The organism is Kitasatospora sp. NPDC004723, from assembly GCF_040609255.1.
Lineage (GTDB): Bacteria > Actinomycetota > Actinomycetes > Streptomycetales > Streptomycetaceae > Kitasatospora.
This window is the reverse complement of record NZ_JBEXJT010000006.1, coordinates 188,291-210,125: the sequence shown is the minus strand read 5'-3', so window position 1 is coordinate 210,125 and position 21,835 is coordinate 188,291. Positions and strand designations below refer to the sequence as shown.

Annotated in this window: 17 protein-coding genes and 1 tRNA gene; 8 read left to right on the top strand and 10 right to left on the bottom strand. The window is 72.6% G+C overall.

Going from position 1 to position 21,835, the window contains the following annotated elements; all coding sequences use genetic code 11:
• Positions 1-164 precede the first annotated feature (164 nt).
• Positions 165-413 carry a cell division protein CrgA gene (crgA, locus tag ABZW10_RS10465; RefSeq protein ID WP_355362474.1) on the bottom strand — a complete coding sequence of 83 codons (249 nt, stop codon included), beginning with the start codon at positions 411-413 and terminating at the stop codon, positions 165-167.
• A 120-nt stretch (positions 414-533) separates the two neighbouring features.
• Between crgA and ABZW10_RS10460 the strand changes: the two genes are divergently transcribed.
• The 5 genes from ABZW10_RS10460 to ABZW10_RS10440 all read left to right on the top strand — a co-directional run bounded on the left by ABZW10_RS10460 (position 534) and on the right by ABZW10_RS10440 (position 4,526).
• Positions 534-1,292 carry a DUF881 domain-containing protein gene (locus ABZW10_RS10460; RefSeq protein WP_355362657.1) on the top strand — a complete coding sequence of 253 codons (759 nt, stop codon included), beginning with the start codon at positions 534-536 and terminating at the stop codon, positions 1,290-1,292.
• 74 nt (positions 1,293-1,366) lie between these two features.
• Positions 1,367-1,546, top strand: a complete 180-nt coding sequence (locus ABZW10_RS10455) for a hypothetical protein (protein WP_355362472.1) — start codon at positions 1,367-1,369, stop codon at positions 1,544-1,546.
• Positions 1,547-1,601: 55 nt separating this feature from the next.
• On the top strand, positions 1,602-2,264 hold the full coding sequence (locus ABZW10_RS10450) for an aminodeoxychorismate/anthranilate synthase component II (protein WP_355362470.1): 663 nt from the start codon (positions 1,602-1,604) through the stop codon (positions 2,262-2,264).
• 14 nt (positions 2,265-2,278) lie between these two features.
• On the top strand, positions 2,279-3,589 hold the full coding sequence (locus ABZW10_RS10445) for a class E sortase (protein ID WP_355362468.1): 1,311 nt from the start codon (positions 2,279-2,281) through the stop codon (positions 3,587-3,589).
• Between the two features lie 130 nt (positions 3,590-3,719).
• A complete protein-coding gene (locus ABZW10_RS10440; protein ID WP_355362655.1) occupies positions 3,720-4,526 on the top strand; it encodes a class E sortase in 807 nt (268 codons plus the stop codon).
• Between the two features lie 248 nt (positions 4,527-4,774).
• Here the strand turns inward: ABZW10_RS10440 and pknB are convergent, their stop codons facing one another.
• The 6 genes from pknB to ABZW10_RS10410 all read right to left on the bottom strand — a co-directional run bounded on the left by pknB (position 4,775) and on the right by ABZW10_RS10410 (position 13,327).
• Positions 4,775-6,943 (bottom strand): Stk1 family PASTA domain-containing Ser/Thr kinase, encoded by a 2,169-nt coding sequence (gene pknB / locus ABZW10_RS10435; protein ID WP_355362466.1) that lies wholly within the window; start codon positions 6,941-6,943, stop codon positions 4,775-4,777.
• A gap of 261 nt (positions 6,944-7,204) precedes the next feature.
• Positions 7,205-8,662, bottom strand: a complete 1,458-nt coding sequence (locus tag ABZW10_RS10430; protein ID WP_355362464.1) for a penicillin-binding protein 2 — start codon at positions 8,660-8,662, stop codon at positions 7,205-7,207.
• Entirely contained in the window at positions 8,659-10,035 is a 1,377-nt protein-coding gene (locus ABZW10_RS10425; protein WP_355362653.1) for an FtsW/RodA/SpoVE family cell cycle protein, read from the bottom strand. The genes ABZW10_RS10430 and ABZW10_RS10425 overlap by 4 nt, the downstream gene beginning before the upstream one ends.
• 157 nt (positions 10,036-10,192) lie before the next feature.
• Positions 10,193-11,839: a protein phosphatase 2C domain-containing protein gene (locus tag ABZW10_RS10420; protein WP_355362462.1), complete on the bottom strand. Its 1,647-nt coding sequence runs from the start codon at positions 11,837-11,839 to the stop codon at positions 10,193-10,195.
• 53 nt (positions 11,840-11,892) lie between these two features.
• On the bottom strand, positions 11,893-12,447 hold the full coding sequence (locus ABZW10_RS10415) for an FHA domain-containing protein (protein ID WP_355362460.1): 555 nt from the start codon (positions 12,445-12,447) through the stop codon (positions 11,893-11,895).
• A 13-nt stretch (positions 12,448-12,460) separates the two neighbouring features.
• Positions 12,461-13,327, bottom strand: a complete 867-nt coding sequence (locus tag ABZW10_RS10410) for a DUF3662 and FHA domain-containing protein (RefSeq protein WP_355362458.1) — start codon at positions 13,325-13,327, stop codon at positions 12,461-12,463.
• Positions 13,328-13,744: 417 nt separating this feature from the next.
• On the opposite strand from ABZW10_RS10410, the gene ABZW10_RS10405 reads away from it, so the two are divergent.
• Positions 13,745-13,828: transfer RNA gene (locus tag ABZW10_RS10405), tRNA-Leu, on the top strand.
• 101 nt (positions 13,829-13,929) lie between these two features.
• On the opposite strand, the gene ABZW10_RS10400 is transcribed toward ABZW10_RS10405, so the two are convergent.
• Together ABZW10_RS10400 and ABZW10_RS10395 are read right to left on the bottom strand one after the other, a co-directional pair.
• Positions 13,930-15,072, bottom strand: coding sequence for a histidine kinase (locus tag ABZW10_RS10400; protein ID WP_355362456.1), 1,143 nt, complete (start codon positions 15,070-15,072; stop codon positions 13,930-13,932).
• On the bottom strand, positions 15,069-15,719 hold the full coding sequence (locus tag ABZW10_RS10395) for a response regulator transcription factor (protein ID WP_355362651.1): 651 nt from the start codon (positions 15,717-15,719) through the stop codon (positions 15,069-15,071). Before ABZW10_RS10395 ends, ABZW10_RS10400 begins: the two co-directional genes overlap by 4 nt.
• 359 nt (positions 15,720-16,078) lie before the next feature.
• Between ABZW10_RS10395 and ABZW10_RS10390 the strand changes: the two genes are divergently transcribed.
• A complete protein-coding gene (locus ABZW10_RS10390) occupies positions 16,079-17,848 on the top strand; it encodes a phosphatidylglycerol lysyltransferase domain-containing protein (protein WP_355362649.1) in 1,770 nt (589 codons plus the stop codon).
• Between the two features lie 204 nt (positions 17,849-18,052).
• Positions 18,053-18,823, top strand: a complete 771-nt coding sequence (locus ABZW10_RS10385; RefSeq protein ID WP_355362454.1) for a hypothetical protein — start codon at positions 18,053-18,055, stop codon at positions 18,821-18,823.
• A 198-nt stretch (positions 18,824-19,021) separates the two neighbouring features.
• Here ABZW10_RS10385 and ABZW10_RS10380 read toward each other — a convergent pair whose 3' ends face one another.
• Complete coding sequence (locus ABZW10_RS10380; RefSeq protein WP_355362452.1) at positions 19,022-21,811, bottom strand: SpoIIE family protein phosphatase; 2,790 nt, start codon at positions 21,809-21,811, stop codon at positions 19,022-19,024.
• Positions 21,812-21,835 lie beyond the last annotated feature (24 nt).

Genomic DNA, 21,835 nt, shown 5'->3' with positions numbered 1-21,835 from the left:
GAGTGACTTTTCCCCAGTGTGGATAACCATGTGGATAAGCGTGGTAATCGGATTACCGAGTGCGGAACCACGGCGGAAGCCCGCCGTCCGGGCACACCGGGACGCCGCCCCGGGTCGAGCCGTCCGGGGCGGCGGTGAAGGAGCTCAGGGCAGCAGCCCCGGCGTCACTTCCACTGGGTGGAGACGCCGAAACCCGCCGCGATGAAGCCGAAGCCCACCAGGATGTTCCAGTTCCGCCAGCTCTCCACCGGCCAGCTGCCGCTGGTCACGTAGTAGGTGACGATCCAGATCAGACCGATCAGGAACATCGCCAACATCAGCGGCGCAACCCAGCTGCGGCCCGAACTGATCTTCACCGTCGCCGTGGTCGGCGGGGTGTAGTCGGACTTCTTGCGGAGTCGAGACTTCGGCACGAGGAGCTCTCCTGTCGATGCGCTGTGACCGCGCAGGGGTTCACGGTGGTGTGGCGGCGTCCGTTAGCGTAGTGGTTCGGCGGGTCCGAAGGAGATAAGGGTACGGTGCCTAATTTGTCGATTCCCCCTCGGCCGGCCCGTACCCGCGCCTCCGGCACCCGAATTGTCGGACGTGCCCTGACCTGCGCCGTCTTCGCGCTCGCCGGACTGCTCTTCTACATCAGCGCGCAGACCGCGCGCGGCACCGACCTGCGCACCGACAACTCGCTCCTCAGCCTGTCCGACGTGATAAGGCAGCGCAGCGCGCAGAACCAGCAGTCCCAGGCCCAGCTCGCCGAGCTCCAGGAGCGGTCCCAGCAGCTCACCGGCCAGCAGGGCCGCAGCCCGGCCGACGCCGCGCAGCTCACCGCCCTGGAGCAGGCCGCCGCCCTGGACCCGCTCCAGGGCCCCGGCCTCACCGTCACCCTCAACGACGCCCCGCCGAACGCGACCGCGCGCATCCCCGGCGTGCGCGAGCCGGACGTCAACGACCTGGTCATCCACCAGCAGGACATCCAGGCCGTGGTCAACGCGCTCTGGCGCGGCGGCGCCGAGGGCGTCCAGGTGATGGACCAGCGGCTGATCTCCACCAGCGCCGTCCGCTGCGTGGGCAACACCCTGCTGCTCCAGGGCCGGGTCTACTCGCCGCCGTACGTGGTCAGGGCGGTCGGCCGGACCGACGCGCTGCGCGCCGCGGTGGAGGCGGACCCGACGATCCGCAACTACCAGCAGTACGTACAGGCGTACGGACTGGGCTGGAAGGTGCAGGAGAGCGGGGACCTCGCGCTGCCCGGCTACTCGGGAACGGCGGACCTCCGCGCGGCCACCGGCCAGCAGTAGAGCGGCGGGACACGCCTGGCAGCCGGGGCCCGGGGTCTAGTCTTGACCCCAGTCCGCTACGTCGAGGGAGCACCATGTACGGCTGGATCTGGCGTCATCTGCCGGGGAACACCCTGGTCAAGGCCGTCGTCTCGGTGCTCCTCGTGCTGGGGATCGTCTACCTCCTCTTCACGTACGTCTTCCCGTGGGCGGAACCGCTCCTGCCCTTCGGAGACGTCACCGTGGACGGAGACGGCGACGGCGCCGTCGGCTGACCCGGCGGCTCCGCCCCCCGCCCCAGTCCCCGCACCCACCGGAGAACGCGCGCCCATGACCTCCCGGCCGACCCCGCCCCGCATCCTGGTCGTCGACAACTACGACAGCTTCGTCTTCAACCTGGTCCAGTACCTCTACCAGCTCGGCGCCACCTGCGAGGTGGTCCGCAACGACGAGGTGACCGTCGAGCACGCGGTGCGCCGCGACGGCGACGCCGGTTTCGACGGGGTGCTGCTCTCCCCCGGCCCGGGCGCCCCGGAGGAGGCCGGCGTCTGCATCGAGATGGTGCACCACTGCGCGCGGATCGGACTGCCGGTGTTCGGCGTCTGCCTGGGCCTGCAGTCCATCGCGGTGGCCTACGGCGCCGTGGTCGGCCGGGCGCCCGAGCTGCTGCACGGCAAGACCTCGCCGGTCGAGCACGAGGACGGCGGGGTGTTCGCCGGCCTGCCCTCGCCGCTCACCGCGACCCGGTACCACTCGCTGGCGGTCGAGCCCGGCACCGTGCCGGACGAGCTGGTGGTCACCGCGCGCACCGGGAGCGGCGTGATCATGGGGCTGCGCCACCGCGACCTCGCGGTGGAGGGCGTGCAGTTCCACCCGGAGTCGGTGCTCACCGAGGGCGGCCACCGGATGCTCGCCAACTGGCTGGCCGAGTGCGGCGACCCGCAGGCCGTCGACCGGTCCGCCGGGCTCGCCCCGGTGATCGGCCGGGGCTGAGCGGGGTGACCGCGGTGCGTCCGGAGCGACGCCACCAGCCGGAGGCGGACCCGCAGGGCGGCGGCGCGTACCAGGGCGGGCCGTACCCGCAGCAGTACCCCCACCAGGGTCACCAGGACCCCCAGGGGCACCAGGACCCGTACGGCGGCCACCAGGACCCGTACGGCGGCCGGTACCGCGCGCCGGCGCCGCAGGACCCGTACGGCGGGCAGTACCCGCCGGGGCCGTACCAGCAGGGCCAGTACCAGGGGTACGACCCGTACCAGGAGCAGCAGCTCCGGCAGGGCGGCTTCATCCCCGCCCAGCAGGGCCAGGGCCAGAACCAGGGCTGGACGGGGCCGCAGGACGCCGAGGACGGCTGGGGCGTCTACGAGCAGGCCGCGCCCTCCGTGGCGCCCGAGCGGGCCGAGGAGACGCTCCGGCTGCACCTGGAGAGCCCCGACACGCCCGGAACGGAACGGGAGGTGCTCGCCGCCGCCGAGACGGTCACCATGGACGCGGTGGCCGCCGAACCGCAGCCGGCCGTTCCCGCCGGCGGGCGGGCCGAGCGCCGACGGGCCGCGCAGGGACGCGGACGGCGCCGCGCGGGCGCCCGGACCGCGGCCGGGGACCGGCCCCGGCCGAAGGAGTCGGCGGCGGTGGTCTTGGCCCGGTTCCTCGGCGAGCTGTGCATCACCCTCGGCCTGGTGATGCTGCTCTTCGTCTCGTACCAGCTCTGGTGGACCAATGTGCAGGCCGACGCGGCCGCCGACGGGGCCCGCAGCCAGCTGGAGGAGCAGTTCGACGCGGCCGCCCCGGCCCCGGCGGCCGGACAGCCGGCGCCGGATCCGGCCAAACCGGAGACGTTCGAGCCCGGCAAGGGCTTCGCGATCATCCATCTGCCGAAGCTCGGCCAGAAGTTCCCGATCGCCGAGGGCACCGCCAAGGGCGCGGTGCTCGACAAGGGCCTGGTGGGGCACTACACGGGCACCGGCATGCCGGCCGACAAGGCGGGCAACTTCGCGCTGGCCGCGCACCGCAACACCCACGGCGAGCCGTTCCGGCGGATCAACCAGCTCGGCAAGGGCGACAAGATCGTGGTGGAGACCGCGACCGCGTACTTCACCTACGAGGTCACCGGCGGCATCCCGGAGACCCCGCCGTCCAACGTGAGCGTGATCAAGCCGGTGCCGAACGGCGCCGGGTACAGCGGGGCGGGCCGGTACATCACGTTGACCACGTGCACGCCGGAGTTCAGTTCGAAGTACCGGCTGATCGTCTTTGGCAAGATGATCGAGGAACGGCCGCGCACCCAGGGCAAGCCGGCCGCCCTCACGGGAGGCTGACCGCGAGCGGGTTAGTAGCAAGGGGAGAGATGTGACCCAGGAGACCGAAGCGGTGGCCGAGGAGGCCTTCCCGGGGGCCGGGCCGGAGTCCGGGGACGGGCGTGGGCCGCGGCGCGGGCGGCGGCGGGCGCTGGCCGTGGTGGGGGTCTTCGGCGAGCTGCTGATCACCCTCGGCCTGGTGCTCGGACTGTTCGTCAGCTACTCGCTCTGGTGGACCGACGTGCTGGCGGACCGTTCCGCCGCCGCGGCCTCCGACCAGCTGCGCGACTCCTGGGCGGCCGGCGGACCGATCGCTCCCCCGTCCGGCGGCTCCGCCACCGCCGCCCCGGGCGACCCCGGCGTTCCCGGTGCCCCGGCCACCCCGGGCGATCCGGCGGCGGGCGGTGCGCAGACGGGAACCGGGGGCGGCTCCGGGTCGGGCGGCTCCGGTGGCTCCGGCGGGTCGACGGGCGCGGGGGTCGGCTTCCTGCACGTCCCCGCGATGGGCCGGAACTACCAGGTGCTGATCCGGATGGGCACCGACACGGACACCCTGGCCGAGGGCGTGGCCGGGGTCTACGAGCAGCCGTACCGCGCGGCGATGCCCTGGGACGCGTCCGGCAACTTCGCGCTGGCCGCCCACCGGGACGGCCACGGGGCGAAGTTCCACAACCTGGACGCGCTCAAGAAGGGCGACCCGATCGTCGTCGAGACCCGGGACAAGTGGTACGTCTACCGGGTCGACAGCACCCTGCCGGAGACCTCGAAGTTCGACACCGGCATCGTCGCCCCGGTGCCCAAGGGCTCGGGCTACACCGAGCCCGGCCGGTACATCACGCTGACCACCTGCACCCCGGTCTACACCTCGCGCTACCGGATGGCGGTGTGGGGGAGCTTGGTGCGGGTGGACGACATGGACGCCAAGCGCACCCCGCCCGCCGAGCTGCGGCGCGGCTGAGGGCCGCTGGGGCCGCCGAGGTCCTTGACCCGCGGAGGGCCCCAGGAAGCCCCAGGAAGCCCCAGGAGGCGCCAGGACTCCCCGGAGCCCCCGGAGCCCCCCGGAGGAACCCGCCGACACCCGGGAAGGCCCAGGAGGAACGCCCGAGGGCCCGTCGACACCGTCGACGGGCCCTCGCTGCTGTCCCGGAACAACTCACCCGGCCGGTCCCGCCCCGAGGGGCTCAGAACCAGGGGAGCCAGGGTGGCCTAGTTGTTGCCGTTTGGTCCCCCTTTGGTGTTCGAGGGGGTGGGGAGGCCGGGAATCCCGGGGAGGGTGGGTGTGTCGCCTCCTTTGGGCGGATCCACCGGCTTGGTCTGCAGCCCGACCGTGGTGTTCGGGTCCACCTGGGTCCCGGCCGCCGGGTTCGAGGCGATCACCGTGGAGTTCGGGTCCTGCGGGCCCTGGACGACGGTGTACTTCAGGCCCATGCCTTCGAGGGTCTTGATGGCTTCCCTGAGCACGACGTTCTGCAGCGGCGGGACGGAGACCTTCTCCGGCGCCTTGAAGATGGTCAGGGTGATCTTGGTGTTGGCCGGCTGCTTGCCGCCCGCGGGGTTCTGCGAGGCCACCGTGTTGACCTTGGCCGGGTCGTTGGTCTGGGCGGTCTTCGAGGAGTCCACCTGGAAGCCGGCGCTCGTCAGGGCGGCCTCCGCGGCCTCCTTCTGCTGGCCGACCACGCTCGGCACGTTGATCTTGGCCTTGCCCTGCGAGACGGTCAGCTTGACCGGGGCGGTCGGGTCGGCGCCGCCGCCCGCCGGGTCCTGCGCGATGACCTGGTCCAGCGGGGCGTTGTCGTCGTCCTTGTAGTCGGTCGAGACGTTGGCGAAGCCGGCGTCACCGAGCGCCTTGAGGGCCTGGTCCTTGGTCTTGCCGACCACGCTCGGCACGGTGGCCTTGGCCGGGCCGGAGGACAGCTGCACGGTGATCGTGGCGGCCTCGGCCACCTGGGTGCCGGCGGCCGGGTTCTGCGTGCAGACCTGGTCCTTCTTGATGTTGCTGTCCGGGCAGGCGATCTTCTCGCCCTCGGTCACCACCAGCTTGGGACCGGCCTGGACGGCGGCCGTCCTGGCGTCCGCCAGGCTCTTGCCGACCAGGCTGGGCGCCGAGACCGTCGGCGCCTCCTTCTTCTGGTCGCCCTTCTTGTCGCCGAACATCGCCTGGGCGACGAAGAAGGTGCCGACCAGGACCAGCACGGCGGCGACCGCCAGCACGATCCAGGAGGTGTTGCTCTTCTTCGGCGGCTCCTCGGCGCGCCGACCGCTGCGGCCGTAACCGTCGTCGTAGCCGTCGTTGCCGCCGCCCGGGGCGCCGGCGTAGGTCTGGCCGTAGCCGTCGTCGTAGCCGCCGGCCTGCGGCTGGGCGGGGTAGCCGCCCGGGGCGGCCTGCGGCAGGACGGTGGTCGGACCGCCGGGCGCCTGCTGCGGCAGCACGTTGGTCTGGCCGTACGGGTCGTGCTGCTGCGGGTAGCCGTTCTGGTCGTAGCCGTACCCGGCGCCCATGCCGTACGCGGCGGCCTGCTGGGCGGCGGCCACCGGCAGGCCGTCGAGGAAGCGCTCGATGTCGTCGCGCATCTCGTCGGCGGTCTGGTAGCGGTAGTCGCGGTCCTTGGCGAGCGCCTTGAGCACGATCGCGTCGACCTCGGGGCGCACCTCGGGGTCGAAGACGGACGGCGGCTGCGGCTCCTCCCGGACGTGCTGGTAGGCGACCGCCACGGGGGAGTCGCCGACGAACGGCGGACGGACGGTGAGCAGCTCGTAGAGCAGGCAGCCGGTGGAGTAGAGGTCGGAGCGGGCGTCCACCTGCTCGCCCTTGGCCTGCTCCGGGGAGAGGTACTGGGCGGTGCCGATGACGGCGGAGGTCTGCGTCATCGTCATGCCGGCGTCGCCCATCGCGCGGGCGATGCCGAAGTCCATCACCTTGACGTTGCCCTGCCGGGTCAGCATGACGTTGGCGGGCTTGATGTCGCGGTGCACGATGCCGGCCCGGTGCGAGTACTCCAGGGCCTGCAGGATGCCGATGGTCATCTCCAGCGCGCGCTCCGGCAGCAGCCGGCGGCCGGAGTGCAGCAGCTCGCGCAGGGTGGAGCCCTCGACGTACTCCATCACGATGTACGGGATGGAGATGCCGTCGATGTAGTCCTCGCCGGTGTCGTACACGGCGACGATCGCGGGGTGGTTCAACGACGCCGCCGACTGTGCCTCACGGCGGAAGCGGGCTTGGAACGACGGATCACGGGCCATGTCGGCCCGGAGCGTCTTCACGGCGACGGAGCGGCCGAGCCGGGTGTCATGGCCGAGGTACACCTCGGCCATGCCGCCGCGTCCGAGGACGCCGCCGAGCTCGTACCTGCCGCCGAGGCGACGAGGCTCTTCCATAGATCCGACCCTCTCCCTCACCCGCCGGTGAGGCTGTGAAGTAGGTGTCCCCGCTCACTCCGTGTGACGCCGTCCGGGCCCCGGGTGGTTCTGCGGTCAGGACCCTCCGGCACCGCGCGGACGGCAACGGGCACACCCGTTGCTGCGGATACGCTACCGGTCCGACCGTGCGGGTCCCGAGTCGGCGGCAGGCCGATACCAGACCGGTATCCGGACAGGGCTGCCGATCGTGACATTTCCCTCACCCCGGGACGCATGCGGTCACTTGCCCAGGACGGCCTGCATCACCGACTTGGCGATCGGCGCGGCGAGCCGGCCGCCGCTGATGCCGTCGCGGTTGTTCGAGCCGTCCTCGACGACCACCGCGACCGCGACCGAGCGGCCGTCGGGGGCGTTGGCGTAGGAGGTGAACCAGGCGAACGGCAGGCCCGCGTTGCCCTCGCCGTGCTGGGCGGTGCCGGTCTTGCCGCCGACGGTCAGGCCGGGGATCCTGGCGTTCTTGCCGGTGCCGTTCTCGACCACCGAGACCATGAGGTCCTGGAGCTTCTTCGCGGTCGCCGGGCTGACCGGCTGGGAGAACTGCTTGTCGGTGTGCTTGGAGATGGTGGTCAGCGAGGCGGAGCGCTCCTCGGCGACCAGGTAGGGCTGCATCAGCGTGCCGTTGTTGGCGATCGCCGCGGAGACCATCGCCATCTGCAGCGGGGTGGCCTGGGTGTCGTGCTGGCCGATCGAGTCCTGGGCGGTGCCGTCCGGGGTGGAGTTGGACGGGAAGACGCTCTTCTCCGAGCGGATCGGGGTGTCCACGGTGCTGTTGAAGCCGAACTTCTCGGCCTGCACCCGCATCTTGTCCTTGCCCAGGTCGGCGCCCATCTTGGCGAACACCGTGTTGCAGGACTGGTCCATGCCGGACTTGATGGTGGCGTTGCCGCACTTCTCCTGGTCGGACTCGTTCTTCAGCACGAAGTTGGTGCCCGGCAGGGTGTACGGGTCCGGCGTCTGGGTCTGGTCGTCGATGTTCTGGTACAGGCCGTTCTCGAACGCCGCCGCCGCGGTGACCAGCTTGAAGGTCGAGCCGGGCGGGTAGGTCTCGCGCAGCGCCCGGTTGAGCATCGGCTTGTTGGGGTCGGCGTTGAGGTCGGTCCAGGCCTTCTCGTCCGACTTCTCGTTGCCGGCGAAGCTGGCCGGGTCGTAGGACGGCGTGGAGACCAGGGCGAGGATCGCGCCGGTCTTCGGGTCGAGCGCGACGACCGCGCCCTTCTTGTTGCCGAGCCCGTCGAAGGCGGCCTTCTGGGCCTTGGAGTTGATCGTGGTGACGACGTCGCCGCCGCGCTTCTGCTCGCCGGTCAGCATGTCCAGGGTGTTGCGGAAGAACAGCCGGTCGTCGCTGCCGGAGAGGATGCCGTCCTCCAGCTGCTCCAGCTGGTTGGCGCCGTAGGCCTGCGAGGAGTAGCCGGTGACCGGGGCGTACATCAGGGGGTCGGTCCAGGAGCGCTTGTACTTGTAGCGCAGGCCGTTCACGAAGGTGGACTGGGTGATCGGCTGGCCGTCGACGACGATGTTGCCGCGCGGGTAGGCGTAGCGGTCGTAGTCCTGGCGCTTGTTGTGCTTGTTGCTCGCCCAGGCATCGGCCTGCACGCCCTGGATCCAGTTGGTGCGCACCATGAGGGCCAGGACCAGCACGAGGCAGAAGATCGAGACCCGGCGGATCGGCTTGTTCACGAGGCGTTGCCCCCTTGGATCTCGGGTGTCGGGGTGGGTTCCACCCCGGGGCGGCGGGCGTTGTCGCTGATCTTCAGCAGGATCGCGACCAGCGCCCAGTTGGCGACCACCGAGGAGCCGCCCTGGGCGAGGAACGGCATGGTCATACCGGTCAGCGGGATCAGTCCGGTGACACCGCCGGCGACCACGAAGACCTGCAGCGCCATCGCCGAGGAGAGGCCGACGGCGAGGAGCTTGCCGAACGGGTCGCGGGCGGCGACCGCGGTGCGCAGGCCGCGCTGGATCAGCAGGGCGTACAGCATGAAGATCGCCATCATGCCGGTGAGGCCCAGTTCCTCGCCGAAGGAGCCGAGGATGAAGTCGCTCTTGGCGGCGAAGCCGATCAGCCAGGACCGGCCCTGGCCGAGCCCGGTGCCGGTCGCCCCGCCGGAGCCGAAGGCCATCAGCGCCTGGCCGATCTGCTCGGTGGCGGACGCGGGGTGGTTGGGCTCGAAGGCCGCCATCGGGTTGAGCCAGGCGTCGATGCGGGTCTTCACGTGGCTGGTGGTGGAGGCCACCATGACCGCGCCGCCGACCGACATCAGCAGGCCGAAGACGATCCAGCTGGTCCGCTCGGTGGCGACGTAGAGCATCACCACGAAGAGGCCGAAGTACAGGAAGGACGAGCCGAGGTCGTTCTCGAAGATCAGGATCAGCAGGCTGAGCAGCCAGATCACGATGATCGGGCCGAGGTCGCGCCCGCGCGGCAGGTACAGGCCCATGAAGCGGCGGCTGGCCAGCGCCAGGGCGTCCCGCTTGACCATCAGGTAGCCGGCGAAGAACACGGTCAGGATGATCTTGGCGAACTCACCGGGCTGGATCGAGAAGGAGCCCATCCGGATCCAGATCTTGGCGCCGAAGTCCTCCCTGCGCTCCGGGAAGAACGCCGGGGCGGCGAGCAGCACCAGGGCGACCGCCATCGAGATGTAGGTGTAGCGCTGGAGGACCCGGTGGTCCTTCAGGAAGACCATCACCACGATGAAGAACGCGATGCCCAGGCCGGACCACATCAGCTGGTTGGCGGCGGCCGGGAAGTTGCTGCGCAGCAGCGGCCCGGCCTTGTCGAGCCGCCAGATCATCACCACGCCGAGCCCGTTCAGCAGGGTGGCGATGGGCAGCATCAGCGGGTCCGCGTAGGGCGCGAACCTGCGCATCAGCAGGTGCGCGATCAGCGCGAGGGCGCCCATGCCGAGGCCGTAGCCGAGCATGCCGGCCGGCAGCTTCCCGTCCATCGCCAGGCCCACGTTGGCGTACGCCAGGACGGGCAGCGCCACCGCGAAGGCGAGCATCGCCAGCTCGGTGTTGCGCCGGTTCGGCGTCGCCTGCGGCGAGATGGTGGTGTTGCGGCGGCGCCGAGAGGACGCGCGGTCGGCTGGCACGCCGGTGTCCCGGCGATCGGCGCCGCTGCTCACATCGGATGTACTCACGTTTTAGCCGCTCCCTGACGGCCGGCTGGCCCGCGCCGGGCGGGCCTATGTCGGGTCGCGTCCATCACGGCTTCGGGCAGGAGTCGGCGCGCTGCCGCTCCTCGTCGGTCAGGCCGGGCAGGTCGCCCTGCGGTGCGGCCGGGGCGGCGGCGTTCTGACTGGGGACGGCGGCCGGGGTGGTGGCGCTCGGGGTCGGGGTCGGTGTGGGGACGCCGGCGGCCGGGGCGCGGCCGGTGGCGGCCGGGGTGGGCGTGGTGGCCGTCACGAACCCGGCGTGCGTCGCCACCGTCCCGGCGGCCTGCTGCTGGCCGGGCACCGGGGCGGTGCCCTGGGCGGGCGGGTTGGCGGCGGCGGCCCGGACGTCGGCGACCTTCCGGCAGAACGCGGCCTGCTCGCCCAGCTTCTTCACCTTGTCGTCGGCGTCGCCGAGGCTGGTCGCCGAGATGGTGTTGGTGACGTGGGTGCGCTGGTCCTGCGGGAGGAACTTGAGTTCGATGTCCTTGTACGGGGTGTGCACCGAGGACAGGCTCAGCCCGGCCAGGCTCTGGTTGACGCCCTGGTAGACGGCGATGTGGTCGCCCTCGGCGCCGACGTAGTACTGGCTCTGGGTCCACTGGTAGCCGAAGAAGCCGCCCGCGCCGAGCAGGCCCACGGTGACCAGGCCGACCAGCGAGAAGGTCAGTGCCCGGCTCCTGCGCTTCTTCCGGGGCGGCTCGTCGTCGAAGTCCTCGGTCCCGTGGACCGCGGGCTCGCCGCCGTCCGGGTAGCCATCGGCCGGGCCGAAGCCGCCCTGGCCGTCGGGGTGGCCGGCGCCGTAGCCCTCGGCGGGGCCGAAGGCGCCCTGCGGGCCGCGGCCGAGTCCGGCGGCGCGGCCGGCCGGGGTGTCCGCGATCGAGCGGTCGGCGGCGGTCGAGGACGGCGGGGTCTCGGCGACCGCGCCGACCACCACCGGCACGTCGTTGAACTGGCCGCTCAGGGTGTCCGTGGCACCGACGTCGAGCACGTCCGCCACGATGCAGGTGATGTTGTCCGGGCCGCCGCCGCGCAGCGCGAGCTGGATCAGCTCCTGCACGGTCTGCTCGGGCGAGTAGAAGCTGCCCAGGGTGTCCTGGAGGGTCTGGTGGCTGACCGGGCCGGAGAGGCCGTCGGAGCAGATCAGGTAGCGGTCGCCGGCCCGGACCTCGCGGATCGACAGGTCGGGCTCGACCTGGCCGCGGCCGTCCAGGGCGCGCATCAGCAGCGAGCGCTGCGGGTGGGTCTCGGCCTCCTCGGGCGTGATCCGGCCCTCGTCGACCAGCCGCTGCACCCAGGTGTGGTCCTGGGTGATCTGCGCCAGCGCGCCGTCCCGCAGCAGGTAGGCGCGGGAGTCGCCGACGTGCACCAGGCCCATCCGCCGGCCGGTCCAGAGCATCGCGGTGAGGGTGCAGCCCATGCCTTCGAGCTGCGGGTCCTCCTCGACCATCTGGCGGAGCCGGTCGTTGGCGCCCTGGACCGCGTCGCCGAGCAGGGTCAGCAGGTCGGCGCCGGGCACGTCCTCGTCCAGCCGGACGATCGAGCCGAGCACCTCGGAGGACGCGACCTCGCCGGCCGCCGCGCCGCCCATGCCGTCGGCCACGGCCAGCAGCCGCGGGCCGGCATAGCCGGAGTCCTCGTTCCCCTCCCGGATCAGTCCCTTGTGGGAGCCGGCGGCGAAGCGCAGCACCAGGGTCATGCGACCTGTGCCCCCCTCTGGGTCATGGACGGGATGCTGTCCCTCATGCGCTACTACTTCCGCAGTTCGATGACGGTCCTGCCGATACGGATCGGCATGCCCGGCTGGAGCGGGGTCGGCGCGGTCAGGCGCTGACGGTCCAGATAGGTGCCGTTGGTGGAGCCTAGATCCTCCACCGTCCACTGCCCAGTCTGGTCGGGATAGATCCTGGCATGCCGGGAGGACGCGTAGTCGTCGTCCAGCACGATGGTGGAGTCGTGGGCGCGGCCCAGCGTGATGGTCTGGCCCTGCAGCGCGACCGTGGTGCCGGCCAGCGAGCCCTGGACCACGACGAGCTGCGTCGGGGCGCCGCGGCGGCGCCCGCCGCCCTGGGTCGGCGGACCGCCGGGGGCCGGCTGGCCCTGCGGGGCGCGCCCGGCGGCCGCGGCCGCTCCGGCCGCTCCGGCGGTGGTCGCCGCGGTGGCGCCACCATTGCTCCGGCGGGAGGCCCGCGGGTTCACCCGGGTCCCGAACAGGTCGCTGCGGATCACCTGGACCGCGACGATCACGAACAGCCACAGCACGGCCAGGAAACCCAGCCGCATGACCGTGAGGGTCAGTTCTGACATAACCGCGCCCGCTCTACCCTTCGACCTGTCGGTAGACGATGGTGGTGGAGCCCACGACGATTCGAGAGCCGTCGCGGAGCGTAGCGCGCTGGGTGTGCTGCCCGTCCACCACGATGCCGTTGGTGGACCCCAGGTCCAGCACCATCGCGGGCGTGCCGGGGCGGATCTCGGCGTGCTTGCGGGAGACCCCGGGGTCGTCGATGCGGACGTCCGCCTCGGTGGAGCGGCCGAGCACGCAGGCATTGCCGGTGATCTGGTGGCGGGCGCCGTTGACCTCGATCCAGCGGCGGACCGAGGTGCCGTGGCCGGCGCCCGGGAACGGGCGCACATTGCCGCCGGCCGGTGCGGGCGGGCCGGGGGGCATGGCCGGGGGCGCGGTGGGCGGCGGGGGCGCGCCGTACGGCGCGGCGCCGGGCTGCTGCCACGGTGCGCCGGGGGCCTGGGCGGCCGGCGGGCGGCCGTAGCCGGGCTGGGTCGGCTGCGCCGGGGCCTGCTGCTGCGGCTCCTCGGCGGCGAGGGTGCGGCTGCGCACCCGGTACAGGCCGGTGTCGAGGTCGTCGGCCTTCTCCAGGTTCACCTGGAGCGGGCCCATGAAGCTGTAGCGCTGGGCCTCCGCGTACTCGCGGACCATGCCGGCGAGCTCGTTGCCCAGCTGTCCGGAGTAGGGGCTCAGCCGTTCGTGGTCGTGCGGGCTGAGCTCGACGATGAAGTCGTTGGGCACGACGGTGCGGTCGCGGTTCCAGATGCTCGCGTTGTTGTCGCACTCACGCTGCAGAGCGCCGGCGATCTCCACGGGCTGGACCTCGGACTTGAACACCTTGGCGAAGGTGCCGTTGACGAGACCCTCGAGTCGCTGCTCGAACTTCTTCAGCACTCCCATGGGGCACCCCCTTCCAGGGTTCGTTCGCCTGCCTGCCGACCGGTTCCCGGGGATCCGGTCATGCCTACTTGCGGTACTTCCGTACTGATCGTATCCACGCCGGGGCCATCCGTACGGTTCCCGGACCACGTGGTGCCCGGGGGTGGGCTCGGACACACAGGGTGACGCATCCGGGCGGCAACATGCCAGGGCCACCCGTCCGGCGCGGGGCCGCCACCTGTCGCTCGCCTGTGCGCCGGGCATCCGTTCGGATGCGCTCGGGCCCCCGGGGAACGGATTCGGAGGTGACCCGCAGGTCGTGCTACTGTTTTCCATGTCGGAAGGGGCGCCCACCGGGCGGCCCGATCGAAGAACCGCGAAGGCCACATGGTACCGAGCGGAGCGGCTGATCGACCGGCAAGCGGTGAAAACACCCATGCGCGGGTGGCGGAATAGGCAGACGCGCTGGATTCAGGTTCCAGTGCCCGAAAGGGCGTGGGGGTTCAACTCCCCCCTCGCGCACAGCGAAGCCCCGCAGATCTTCGGATCTGCGGGGCTTTTTTGTTCCCTCCTGCCCTCCACCGCCCCCGCTGCCCCGGGGCCGGTCCTTCCGCCCGGTCGGGTCAGGAGGAAGGGGCCGGAAGGTCCGCGCGGACCTCGAAGCCGCCGTCCGCGGTCGGACCGGCGGTGAGCGAACCGCCGAGCAACTGGGCGCGCTCGCGCAGGCCGACCAGGCCGTGGCCGCCGCCCGGCAGGATCTGTGCGGGGCGCACCGGCGGCGCGTCGTTGCGCACCTCGACCCGCAGCCGCCGCCCGCGGGCCCGGATCCTGACGTGCACCGCGGCCTCGGGCGCGTACTTGGTGATGTTGGTCAGCGCCTCCTGCACGGTGCGGTAGGCGGCCCGCTCGACCGCCTCCGGCCAGGGGCGGTCGCCCGGGACGAGCTCGGCGTCCGCGGCCAGCCCGCTCTCCTCGATCAGCCGGGGCAGGTCGGCCAGCCTGGGCTGCGGGGCCAGCGGGGTGTCCATCCGCGGACCGCCCGCCCGCAGCACCCCGACCATCTGGCGCAGCTCCTCCAGGGTGCGCACGGACAGTTCGCGGATGGTCCGGGCGGCGCCGACGGCTGCCTGGTCCGGGGTGGAGACCTGCAGCGCGCCGGCCTGGATGCTGATCAGGCTGACCTGGTGCGAGACCACGTCGTGCATCTCCCGGGCGAGTCGGCCGCGCTCCTCGCTGAGCACCCGCTCGGCGAGCAGCCGGCTCTCCCGCTCCTGCCCGCGGGTCAGCTCGTCCAGCCGGGAGGCCAGCTCGCGCCTCGTCCGGGCGAGCAGACCGGTGGCGGCCGGGCCGGCCGCCAGCATCACGGACTGGATGGCGTACAGCGCGGTGTCCCGGCTGATGGTGAAGTTCTGCTCGGAGACCGGCCAGTGGAAGAACTCGACCAGGGCGAACAGGGTGGCGCACGGCACCACCACCCGGGGCCGGGGGCGTTCCGCGGCCACCGTGTAGACGGCGGTGATCGGGGCGAGCCAGATGTCGTCGAAGTAACTGCCGGGCATGGTCAGCAGCAGTACGGCGACCGGGAAGCGCCGCCGCCACGGCAGGACGACGGCGGCCAGCACCGACAGCAGGGTCTGCCACGGCGGGGCGTCCCGGGCCACCAGGGCGGCGTCCACCAGCGAGTAGAGGGCGGGCAGCAGGAGCATCAGCCAGGGTGCGGTGAACCCGGGCAGGAGGCGTCGGGCGGCGGTGGCCTCGCCGCTCATGCCCCGTCGCTCGGCTTCGGGCGGACCAGCCCGGCCCGGTGGGCGATCACGGCCGCCTGGACCCGGTTGGCGGCGCCGAGCTTGCCGAGGATCGCGCTGATGTGGTCCTTCACGGTGCCGGTGCCCAGGAACAGCCGGTCGGCGATCTCGGCGTTGGACAGGCCCTCGCCCAGCAGCGCCAGCACGTCCAGCTCCCGGCCGGTCAGCGTGCGGGCCAGGGTGGCGGCCTCGGCGTCCGGTCCGCCGCCGTCCACGTAGCCGCCGATCACGGTGCGGGTCACGGTCGGGGAGAGGATGTTGCCGCCCGCCGCGAGCACCCGGACGGCGTGCACCAGCTGCTCCGGGGCGGTGTCCTTGAGCAGGAAGCCGGACGCGCCGGCCCGCAGCGCGGTGCCGATGTACTCCTCGGTGTCGAAGGTGGTGAGCATCGCCACGGCCGGCGGGTCGGGCAGCGCCCGCAGCCGGCGGAGCACTGAGATGCCGTCCAGGTCGGGCATCCGGATGTCGAGCAGCACCACGTGCGGACGCAGCCGCCGGACGTGCTCCTCGGTCTGCGCGCCGGAGCAGTCGCCGACCACCTCCAGGTCGGGAGCGGAACCGACGATGAGGCCCAGCCCGGACCGGACCAGGATCTCGTCGTCCACGATCAGCACGCGGGTGGTGGTGATGGTCCCTCCTCGGTTCGGCGGCCGGGCCGGGGCCGGTCCGCATGACTGGAATCGAGGGTAGGGCCTGACCGGCGGCTTCGCCGGGCCCCGGGGCCCGGCGACCCCCGCCGAACGGCGGGGGTGTGAATCGGCTACCTGGTTCACGCGATTCTCACGCTGAGTGGGGAACCATGGAATTGGCTGCCGCTCAGTCGGCCTGCGGCCGAGGTGGGCGTCCAGCCGGGCCGTGTGCGGATGCGACCCACCACCTGATCGTTTGGAATTGAGCTGTGTCGTCCACTGTGAAGCCGGAGCCGTCCACCTCCCCCACCGGGTCCGGGTCCGTCCCCGGCGCCGTGATGGCGCGCTGGCGCCCGCGGGCCGCCTCGGCGACGGTCTGGTACCTGCGGCTGATCGCCCTGCTGAACCTCGTCACGGTGCTGCTGGAGCCGTTCCGCGACCAGGTCGAGACGCACAACGAGGGTGAGTACTTCACCCCCTACCTGATGACCGCGGGCCTGAGCAGCGCGGTGCTGTCGATCTTCCTGGCGATCGCCATGCGGCGCCGCAAGCGGGCCGCCTGGATCTTCAACCTCGCCCTGGCCGGGCTCTTCGCCCTGCTCTACCTGATCGCCATGTCGCTGCCCGGCGAAGGCTTCGACCGGCACCCGCTGAACTATGTCTCCACCGTTCTGACCTGCGGCTTCGTGCTGGCGCTGCTGGTCGGCCGGAAGGAGTTCACCTCCAAGGGCGACCGTTCCAACCCGAAGACCGCCGCCGCCACCTTCGTGGCCGGCCTGGGCTTCGGCGGTGTGGTCGGCGCCGCGCTGGTCGCGCTGACCAACAATCTGCCGGCCGCGGGCTTCTGGGACATGTTCCGCTACTCGGTCGGCCGGATGATCACCATCACCCCCTCCGAGCACCTGCGCTCCGTGATCGACGCGCCGACCTGGGTGAACGCGGTCATCAACGCGATGGGCGCGGTGCTCTTCCTGCTCGTCCTCTACGTGGCCTTCCGCAGCCCGCGCGGCACCGAGCTGCTCAGTGCGGAGGACGAGCAGCGGCTGCGGGTGCTGCTGGACAAGCAGGGCGAGCGGGACTCGCTCGGCTACTTCGCGCTGCGCCGGGACAAGGCGGTGATCTTCTCGCCGAGCGGTAAGGCGGCGATCGCCTACCGGGTGGTCGGCGGCGTCACGCTGGCCTCCGGCGACCCGATCGGCGACCCGGAGGCCTGGCCGGGCGCGATCGACGCCTGGCTGGCCGAGGCCCGTGAGCACGCCTGGGCGCCGGCCGTGATGGGCGCCTCCGAGGAGGCCGGTGTGATCTACGCCCGGCACGGCCTGGACGCGCTGGAGCTGGGCGACGAGGCGATCGTCGAACTGGACGAGTTCTCGCTGGACGGCCGGGCGATGCGGGTGGTCCGCCAGGCCTACAACCGGGTCAAGCGGGCCGGGTACACGGTGCGGATCCGCCGCCACGAGGAGATCCCCGAGAGCGAGATGGCCGACCTGGTCGCCAAGGCCGACCAGTGGCGCGACGGCGCGACCGAGCGCGGCTTCTCGATGGCGCTGGGCCGGCTCGGCGACCCGGGCGACGGGCGCTGCGTGATGCTGGAGTGCCACGACGCCGACGGCGAGCTGAAGGCCCTGCTCAGCTTCGTGCCGTGGGGTACGGACGGGCTCTCGCTGGACCTCATGCGCCGGGCCAGGGACACCGAGAACGGCCTGATGGAGTTCATGGTGATCGAACTCCTGCAGCGCGCCCGCGAGGTGAATCTGGCCAGGGTGTCCCTGAACTTCGCAATGTTCCGTTCCGTTTTCGAGCGCGGCTCGAAGCTCGGTGCCGGGCCGGTGCTGCGGCTCTGGCGTTCCGTTCTGGGCTTCTTCTCGCGCTGGTGGCAGATCGAATCGCTCTACCGGGCCAACGCCAAGTACCGGCCGATCTGGGAGCCGCGTTATCTGCTCTTCGAGAAGAGCAGCGAGATTCCGCGGATCGGCATCGCCAGCGCCCGGGCCGAGGGCTTCATCACCGCACCGAGCCTGCCCGCGCTGTTCCGTCGCCGACACCAGGGGCCGCCCGCCGTCGGGGCGCCCCGCGTGCCGGTGGCGGCACGGGGCGGGAAGGGGTAGACCCTCCGCCGGGGGGCGGAGGGGGCCGGTCGCCCGGATGGGGGGATTTCGGGGTGGCTCCTCCCCCCTGAGGATGACGGGGATCGGCACAAATGCCGATGTGGATTCGTTTAGCGGCTTCTAATGTGGGAGTAGTCGGGAAGGCGCTCGCGCCAACGGGGATTTGGAGAACCGGTTGTGATGCGGAGGACCCACGCGGGGGGCGTGCGAAAGGGGCCGCTGGCTATTGCCGGAGAGGCCGCTGTCGCCGAGTGGGGAACGCTGTTCGGCACGGTCCGGGAGCAGGTGGTCCGCAAGAAGTTCGCGGCCGTCCCGCTGGCCACCGTGGCGACCTGCCTGATCCTGCTGTTCAGCATCGTCCAGCACCTGCCGGGCGGGGAGCACTTCGTCACCAGGATCGGGGTGGTGAAGGCGGCGCTGCCGCTGGACGTCTCGCTGCTGCGGACGCCGCTGTCGCTGTACGTGCCGGCCCTGGACCTGCCGGTGTGGGGGGCGCTGGCGCAGGTCTTCGTGGTCTTCGGGATCGCCGAGATCGTGCTCGGCCGCCGACTGACCCTGGTGGTGGCCTACACCTGCACGCTGGCCGGGACGCTGTTCGCCCGGGTCGGCGTGGCGATCGGGCCGGACCACCTCTTCGGGTTCCCGAAGTGGGTCGCCTACGTGCGGGACACCGGGCCGTCGGCCGCGGTGGTCGCGCTGGCGATCTGCATCGCGTTCCGCTGCCGGGCCTGGTTCACCGCCGGTCTGGTGGTGACGCTGATGGTCGGCGAGGCGGTGGTGCTGCCGAACCTGGCGGGCATGGAGCACGTGGTCGCGGTGATCGCGGCGCTGCTGATCGCGGTGTCGGTGGAGGTCTTCGGGGACTTCTGGCCGCGGGTGCTGGCCGGTGTCGGGGCGGCCGACGTGGTGGCGACCGCCACCGCCTCGCTGGAGGCGGCCGCCGAGACCCGCCGCCGCGCCCCCGCCGGCGCCTGAGCACGCCCACCCGAGCACGCAGTCCACGAGCACGCCCACCCGAGCCGCCGCCCTGCGCACCCCGGCACGCAGCCCACGAGCCGAAGGGCCGCCGCCGGTGCCGAAAGGGAGAAGCGAGGACGCCGCGACGAAGGAGGGGCGTTGGAGCGCCGACCGTCGGCGCCGGCACCCAGCGGCCCGGAGGCGAGTGGGCTCCAGCTAAAGGGGCAGTTCGAACCAGACGACCTTGCCGACCGCCTTGCGGGCCGTGCCCCAGCTGTCGGCGAGCTTGGTGACCAGGGTGAGGCCGCGGCCGGTCTCGCCGAGTTGCTCGGCGGGCTCCAGCGACGGCAGGTTGTGGTTGTCGTCGCTCACCTCGACCAGCAGCTTGTCGACCCGGATCAGCTGGAGCTGGACCCGGTCGCGGGCGACCCGGACGGCGTTCGTGACCAGCTCGCTGACCAGCAGCACGACGGTGTCGCTGACCGACTCCAGGTGCCACGCGGCGAGCTGCTCGCGGACCAGGGCCCGGGCCCGGCCGACCTCGCGCTGGTCGACGGTGAGGTCCCAGGTGGCGACCTCGCTCGGCGGGACCCCGTCGAAGCGGGCCACCAGCAGCGCGACATCGTCCTTGCGGTCGTCCGAGTGCAGCCGGTCCAGGACCACGTCGCAGGCCTCTTCGGGGCTCTGCGTGGGGTCGATCAGGTTGCCGCAGAGCGCGGCCAGCCCGGCTCCTATGTCGCCGCCCCGCACCTCGACCAGGCCGTCGGTGCAGAGCACCAGCATCGAGCCGTCCGAGACGTCGATGGTCTTGGCGACGAACGGGACCCCGCCCACGCCGATCGGGGCGCCGGCCGGGATCTCCAGCAGCTCGCCGGTGCCGTCCGGGTGGACCAGGACCGGCGGGACGTGGCCGGCGCTGGCCAGCTCGCAGGTCCGGTTGATCGGGTCGTAGACCGCGTACAGGCAGGTGGCGAGGTGGTCGTCGCCGAGCTTGTGGGCCAGGTTGTCCAGGTGGCGCAGCAACTGGCCGGGCGGCAGGTCGAGGGCGGCGAGGGTCTGCATGGCGGTGCGGAAGCGGCCCATCGCGGCGGCCGAGTGCAGGCCGTGGCCCATGACGTCGCCGACCACCAGGGCAACCCGGCTGCCGGGCAGCTGGATGGCGTCGAACCAGTCGCCGCCGACCTCGGCCCGGGAGTCGCCGGGCAGGTAGCGGTGGGCGATCTGGACGCCGGGGATCTGCGGCGGGCGGGTCGGGATCATCGACCGCTGGAGGGTGGTGGCGACCCGCGCCTCGGCCCGGTGCAGCCGGGCGTTGTCGAGCGAGAGCGCGGCCCGGGCGGCCAGCTCCTTGAGGGTGGCGGCGTCGCACTCGTCGAAGGGGCCGCGGTCGGGGAGCCGGAGCAGCTTGAGGATGCCGAGCACGGTGCCGCGGGCGGAGAGCGGCACCACCAGCATCGAGCGGCCGGAGACCACCGGGACGAGTTCCGGTCCGCCGAGCGCGGCGGCGTAGTCGACGGCGACGTCCCGGGTGACCACCGGGACCAGCACCGGCTGGTTGAGCTGGAGGGCCATGCCGGGCGGGGTGCGGCGGGGCATGGCGACCAGCGAGCCCTCGGCGAGCACGTGGTCCCACTGGCCGGTGGACTCGTTGCGGGCGAGGGCCACCCGGCGGAGCATCGTGTCGTCGTCCGGGCGGGCCTCCGGCAGCTCGGAGTCGGAGATCAGGCCGTCGACGAGGTCGACGCAGGCGAAGTCGGCGACCCGGGGGACGAGCACCCGGCACAGTTCGAGGGCGGTGAAGCCGAGGTCGAGGGTGGTGCCGACCTTGCCGCCGACCTCGTTGAGCAGGGCCAGCTGCTCGCCGGCGTGGCCGTTGGTGAGGAACGGGCCGAGCCGGCCGGCGGTCGGCGCGGGGGCGGGCGGTGGCACGGTGACGGGGACGGCGGGCGGCGGGGTGGCCGGCTCGCCGGGGTGGAGCCGGTGCCCGTTGGCGGGTGGTCCGACGGTGGTCTGCTCGATGGTGGTGCCTCCTCGCGGCGGGGCCGGGACGACCGGGCCGGCGGCCTGTGTGCCGAGGCCGGTGACGGTCGGGCCGGCCACGGCCGGAGTGCCGGTCCGGTCGGCGGCTTGGGCGCCGGCCTGTGGGGCGGCGGACTCGCGCTGGGCGGGCAGCGGTCCGGCCGGGCGGCGGCCGGGCGCGGACTGCTCGGGCTGCGGCGGCGGGCCGAGCCGGGCGGTGCGCTGCTGCGCGGTCGGGTAGCGGCGGCCGATCCCGGCCGCGGCGTGCGCGGTGCCGGCCGCCGGGTCGGCCGGGTGCAGTGGCAGCACGGTGGCCGGGTCCAGCCGGAGGGCGGGCAGCCCGGCCCGGGTCAGGGCGTCGAGCAGCGGTCCGCGGCGTTCGGCGGAGCCGGGCAGCAGGGCGGCGAGCGGTTCCGGGACGGGCCGGCCGGTGGTGGTCAGCGCGGCGGAGAGCCGGTGGAAGCCGCCCAGCGCGCCGGGGGCGGCGGCGAACGGCAGCAGCCGCTCGCCGACGGCCAGCCTCGGGCCGGCGGAGCGCAGTGGGCGGGCGTCGGCGGCGAGGGCCAGCAGTCCGCCGGCCGGGCCGTCCACCGGGTAGGCCCACCAGAGCACGTCCCGCAGGTGCTCCTCGCGGTCGACCACGGGCAGCTGTCCCGCCCAGGCGGCGCCGGCCGCGGTCAGTTCGGCGAGGGTGGCGAAGGTGTCCCGGCGGCGGCCGGCGGCCGGGAGCGCGGCCGGGCCGGGGACGCTGCGCGGCTCGGCGGCGGGCAGCAGTCCGGCGGCCGGGCGGTCGCGGACGGTTTCCGCGCGGTGTCCGAAGAGTTCCTCGGCGGCCCGACTCCACTGGGCGACCCGCCCGCCGCGGTCGACCAGCACGAGGGCGAGCCGGACCAGGGCGACCACCCTTGACGGCTGGTCGCCCGGTGCGGTGCCGGGCACCGGGTCGGTGCCCGCCGGACGCGGTGTGGAGTTGGGGTCGTCCACCATGGATTCGGTCTGCTCCCGCCTGGC